We start from the raw sequence: 5098 nt of genomic DNA, 5'->3' as shown, positions 1-5098 counted from the left end.
GTGTTCGGGCTGCACGCCTCGGACGAGTCCGGCGAGCAGTACGAACTCGTCAGGGGCGCGCTGACGCTGATCAAGCGCGATCTCGGCCTGGACGTGGCGCGCGCGGTCGGTACCCGGGTGATGCCCGCCTGGACCGCCCGCCTGATGCCCAGGCTCGCGGATACCGGTGCGACCAGCGCGGGCGACAAGATCCGCGCGGCCGCGCGCTGGTTGCATGAGCACTGCGAGCAATCCATCTCCGTGTCCGATGCCGCGCAGGTGGCGGCCATGAGCGAGCGCAACTWCCTGCGCCGCTTCAAGCTGGAAATGGKGGTGACGCCGTCCGACTACCTGCTGCATGCCCGCCTGGATACCGCATGCAGTTTCCTGGCCGAGACGGAGCTGCCTGTCGACAAGGTGGCGCGGCGTTGCGGCATGGGCAATGGCGACCGGCTGGCCAAGATCTTCCGCAAGCGCATGTCGATTTCCCCAACGGAATACCGTCAACGCAGCAAGGTCAGCGCAGTGGGGTAGCGAGCATGTGGGGCATGCGGGGCATGAAGGGCGTGCCTGACCGGCGGCGGGTCAGCAGGTCCGCAGGTTCGCGAATTGCCCCGCGTAGACGATTGGCGCCACGGGCCGCTTGCGCGAGAGCGCGGCGCCCGACCAGGGAGGGCTGGATCATGTCGAATAAAGTGCTGGAGCCTGTTGCCGTGCAAGCCGGGGACACCGTCGCGCAGGCGCCGGGCACGCCCGTGCGGCTGCGCATTGCGCCCGTGGTGCTGGCCGGCGGCGCGGGCACGCGGCTGTGGCCGCTGTCGCGAGAGCATTTCCCCAAGCAGTTGATCGACCTGGTTGGCAAGGACTCGCTGCTGCAATCCACGCTGCTGCGCATGCAGGGCTTCTCCGCGGGCCACGAAATCGAGCCCAACGCCATCATCGTCTGCGGCGACGAGCATCGCTTTATCACCAGCGAACAATTGCAGGCCAGCGGCATGCAAGGCCGGCTGGTGGTGGAACCGGTCCGGCGCAATACGGCGCCCGCGCTCACGCTGGCGGCATCGCTGGCGCTGGCCGACGGCGAGGACGCCATCCTGGTGGTCATGCCGGCCGACCACGCGATTGCCGATACCGATGCCTTTCACCGGGCGCTGTCGATCGCGGCCGCGCATGCCAGCGAGGGGGCCATCGTCACCCTTGGCGTGCCGCCCACGCGGCCCGACACGGGCTATGGCTACATCAAGCTTGGCGAGCTGCTGCCCGACGGCGTGCGCCATATGGAGCGCTTCGTCGAGAAGCCGGCCATCGAGCTTGCCGCGCAGTACGTGGCCAGTGGCAACTACTGGTGGAACAGCGGCATCTTCGTCGTGCGCGCCACGGTCTGGATGAAGGCGATCGAGGCCTTGCATCCCGCCATCCACGAGATGTGCGCCGCGGCGGTGGCCGAGGGCAAGCAAGAGGGCCAGTTCTTCCGCCCCGCGTCGCGGCAGTTCTTCCTGAGCCCGTCGGACTCGATCGACTACGCCGTGATGGAGCGCCTGGACCACCCGGCCTCGCCGTGCCGGGGTGTCGTGGTGCCGCTGGAGGCGGGCTGGTCGGACCTGGGCTCGTGGGACGCCGTGTGGGACGCCATGGACAAGGACGCCGAAGGCAACGCCGGGCGCGGCCGCGTGGTGTTCGAAGGCGCGCACTCCAGCTATGTCCATTCCGACGGGCGCCTGGTGGCATGCGTCGGGACCAGCAACATCGTGGTGGTGGAGACGGCGGATGCGGTGCTGGTGGTGGATCGCTCGCATGTGCAGGACGTCAAGGATGTGGTCGCGCGCATGAAGATCCTGCACGCGCCGGAGGCCGACGCGCACCGCAAGGTGCGCAGGCCCTGGGGCTTCTATGACTCCATCGAGCATGGCGATCGCTTCCAGGTCAAGCGCATCGTGGTCCAGCCGGGCGCGCGCCTGTCGCTGCAGCTGCATCACCACCGCGCCGAGCACTGGGTGGTGGTCAGCGGCACGGCGATGGTCACGCGCGGCGAGGAGCAATTCCTGCTCAGCGAGAACCAATCCACTTTCATTCCGCTCGGCGTGCTGCATCGCCTGGAGAACCCGGGAAAGCTCCCGCTGGAGATCATCGAGATCCAGTCAGGCGGCTACCTGGGCGAAGACGACATCGTGCGCGTCGACGATACCTACGGCCGCTGCCCGGGACCACAAGCGTAAGGCGCAAGGGGCAAGGAACGAAGAACCGCCGGGCCACGCGGGCGCAGCCGGACGCGACCACGGGGAGGCCGCGTGCGGCGCGCCAGGAAAACGTGGCGTGGCGCGCTGGAAGGTGACGTGAAGGAAGTCAAGCAGGAAGCCAGGCAACGAGTGGTGAAGAAACGCGAAGGGCTGGGAAGAACGGGGAGAGGAACATGCTCAAGATCGAAGGGTTGCTGGCGCGCCTCCTGGATGTCGCGCTGGTGTTTGCCGGTGCCGCGATTGCCTCGCACATGCGCTTTAACGACATGTCGCAGCGCACGTTCTACGACGTGTTCATCGCGCTCTCCGTCGCGTTCACGCTGGCCCTGTTTCCTGCCTTCGGCATCTACGAGTCCTGGCGCGGGCGCTCCAAGATTGGGCTGGCCGGCCATATCGCGCTGGCCTGGCTGCTGGTGCAGTTCAGCGGCGTCATGGTGTTGTTTTCGTTGCACCACATCGACATCGTTTCGCGGCTGTGGTTCGTCTACTGGACGGGCTCCACCGGCGCCATGCTGATCGTGTCGCGCCTGATGACCCATGCGGTGCTGGGCCAGGTACGCAGCGCAGGCATGAACCTGCACAAGGTCGCCGTGGTTGGCTGCGGTGCGCACTGCAGCGCGGTCATCCGGCGCGGCGTGGCCGCGCCTGCCTCCGGCTTTCGCGTGGTGGCGGCGTTCAACGTGGCGCCGCAGGGCGGCAGCCTCAATGCCAAGGTGCCAACCTTCGACGATCGCGCCRCCTTCCACCGCTATATCCGCTCGCAGGATATCCACGAACTGTGGCTGGCGCTGCCGTTGTCGGAGGAGCGCATCATCCTGGAGTTCGTGGAGGAGTTCCGCGACGAACTGGTCAATGTCCGCTTCATGCCGGACCTGCACAGCCTGGCGTTGTTCGACAGCGGCACCATCGAGCTGATCGGCATGCCCGCGATCAACCTGGTGGCGTCGCCGCTATCGGCCTCCGCGCTGCGCCAGAAGGACGTGTTCGACCGCCTCTTTGCCGCGGCCGCGCTGATCGGACTGTCGCCGCTGCTGATCGCGATCGCCATCGCCGTCAAGCTGTCGTCGCGCGGGCCGGTGCTGTTCAAGCAAAAGCGCAAGAGCACCGACGGGCGCATCTTCACCATCTACAAGTTCCGCTCCATGCGCACGCATGCCGAGCCGGCCGGCGTGGTGACCCAGGCCAGGCGCAACGATCCGCGCATCACGCGCGTGGGCGCGTTCCTGCGGCGCACCAGCCTGGATGAGTTGCCGCAATTCTTCAACGTGCTGCGCGGCGACATGTCKGTGGTGGGGCCGCGCCCGCATGCCATCGAGCATGACGACCAGTACCAGAAGCTGGTCAGCGGCTACATCCACCGCTACCGCGTCAAGCCCGGCATTACCGGCTGGGCCCAGGTAAACGGCTACCGCGGCGAGACGGATCGCATCGAGAAGATGGAAGGCCGCATCGCCTGCGACCTGTACTACCTGGGCAACTGGTCGTTCGCGCTCGATATGCGGATCATTGCCGCCACGGTGGTCAAGGGCCTGGTGCATCGCAACGCTTACTGAGCCGTACTGAGCTGCGCTGTACGGAGCGCAAGGACGGGGCCGCGGCGCGCGCTTGAGCGTTGCCGGCGGGAAGCGATAGTTAGATGGAAGTCAACAAKACATGGCTACCTCATTCGACACCCAATACACCGATGTCAGCGGCCCGGCCGAGCTTCGGCTGTCCGACTACCTGGTGACGCTGGTCGACCACTGGCGCATGATTGCCGCCGTCACCTTGCTGGCGCTGGTGCTGGGCACCGTCTACGCCTTGCTGCAGAAACCGGTCTACCGCGCCGACGCCATGATCCAGGTGGAGGAGAGCAAGGGCGGCAACGCCGCCAATGCCAACCAGGGCTCGTCGCTGCAGACGCTGTCCTCGATCTTCGATCCCAACTCCTCCACGGCGGCCGAGATCGAGCTGATCCGGTCCCGGCTGGTGGTGGAGGAGGCGGTGCGCAAGCTGCATCTGGACATCGCGGCCAGGCCGCGCTACTTCCCGGTGATCGGCGCATGGCTGGCGGCGTACAACAGCGGGCTGGCGCCGCCCACGGAACTGCTTGGCCTGTCGCAGTACGCATGGGGCGCGGAAGCCATCACGATCTCGCAGCTCGACACGCCGCAGAAGTACTACGGCAAGGTGTTCAAGCTGATCGCCGACAGCGCGCACACCTATACGCTGCGGGACCCCGAAGGCAATGCGGTGCTGCAGGGCCGGGTTGGCGAGGAGGCCACCGGCACCACCGCGCTGGGCCCGGTGCGCATCCGCGTGGATGCACTGGTCGCGCGCAACGGGTCGCAGTTCGAGCTGGTGCGCGCATCCACCATCGGCACGGTGGAGCGTATCCAGCGCGCGCTCGCGGTGGCCGAGTCCGCCCTGCAGTCCGGCATCATCCGCGCCAGCCTGGAAGGGCCGGACCCCAAGCTCACCGCTGACATCGTCAACACCGTCGCGCGCCAGTTCGTGCAGCAGGACATTGGCCGGCGCTCCGCCGAGGCCGAGCACACGCTGGCGTTCCTGGACCAGCAGCTACCGGCGCTGCGCAAGGAGCTCGACCTGGCGGAGGAGCGCTACAACTCCTTTCGCAATCGGCAGGGCACCGTCAACCTCGGCGAGGAAAGCCGGCTGCTGCTGCAGCAGATCGTGGAGAACAAGACCAGCCTGGCCCGCTTGCAGACGCGGCTGGCCGAGATCCGTACGCACTACACCGACGCCAATCCGGCGGTGGTGGCGCTGATGGCGCAGATCGAAACGCTGAGCGCGCAGCAAAGCACGCTGCGCCGCAGCGTCTCCGTGTTGCCCGATACCGAGCAGACCGCGCTGCGGCTGGAGCGGGACGTGCGTGTGGATAC

General features: G+C 67.2%; 4 protein-coding genes. All 4 read left to right on the top strand.

Features of this window, described 5'->3' with window-relative positions:
• The coding region (locus AC1DS3_RS35025; RefSeq protein ID WP_477128988.1) for a helix-turn-helix domain-containing protein at positions 1-513 on the top strand (513 nt) is incomplete at its 5' end.
• A 149-nt stretch (positions 514-662) separates the two neighbouring features.
• On the top strand, positions 663-2195 hold the full coding sequence (locus tag AC1DS3_RS35020) for a mannose-1-phosphate guanylyltransferase/mannose-6-phosphate isomerase (protein WP_441634215.1): 1533 nt from the start codon (positions 663-665) through the stop codon (positions 2193-2195).
• Between the two features lie 194 nt (positions 2196-2389).
• On the top strand, positions 2390-3769 hold the full coding sequence (locus AC1DS3_RS35015) for an undecaprenyl-phosphate glucose phosphotransferase (protein WP_477128987.1): 1380 nt from the start codon (positions 2390-2392) through the stop codon (positions 3767-3769).
• A gap of 100 nt (positions 3770-3869) precedes the next feature.
• Positions 3870-5098 (top strand): Wzz/FepE/Etk N-terminal domain-containing protein (locus AC1DS3_RS35010; RefSeq protein WP_477128986.1); only part of this gene is annotated, 1229 nt, incomplete at its 3' end.

Source organism: Cupriavidus sp. 01L46, from assembly GCF_056399905.1.
Note: the sequence above shows the minus strand (reverse complement) of the source record. Positions and strands in the feature narration are given on the sequence as shown.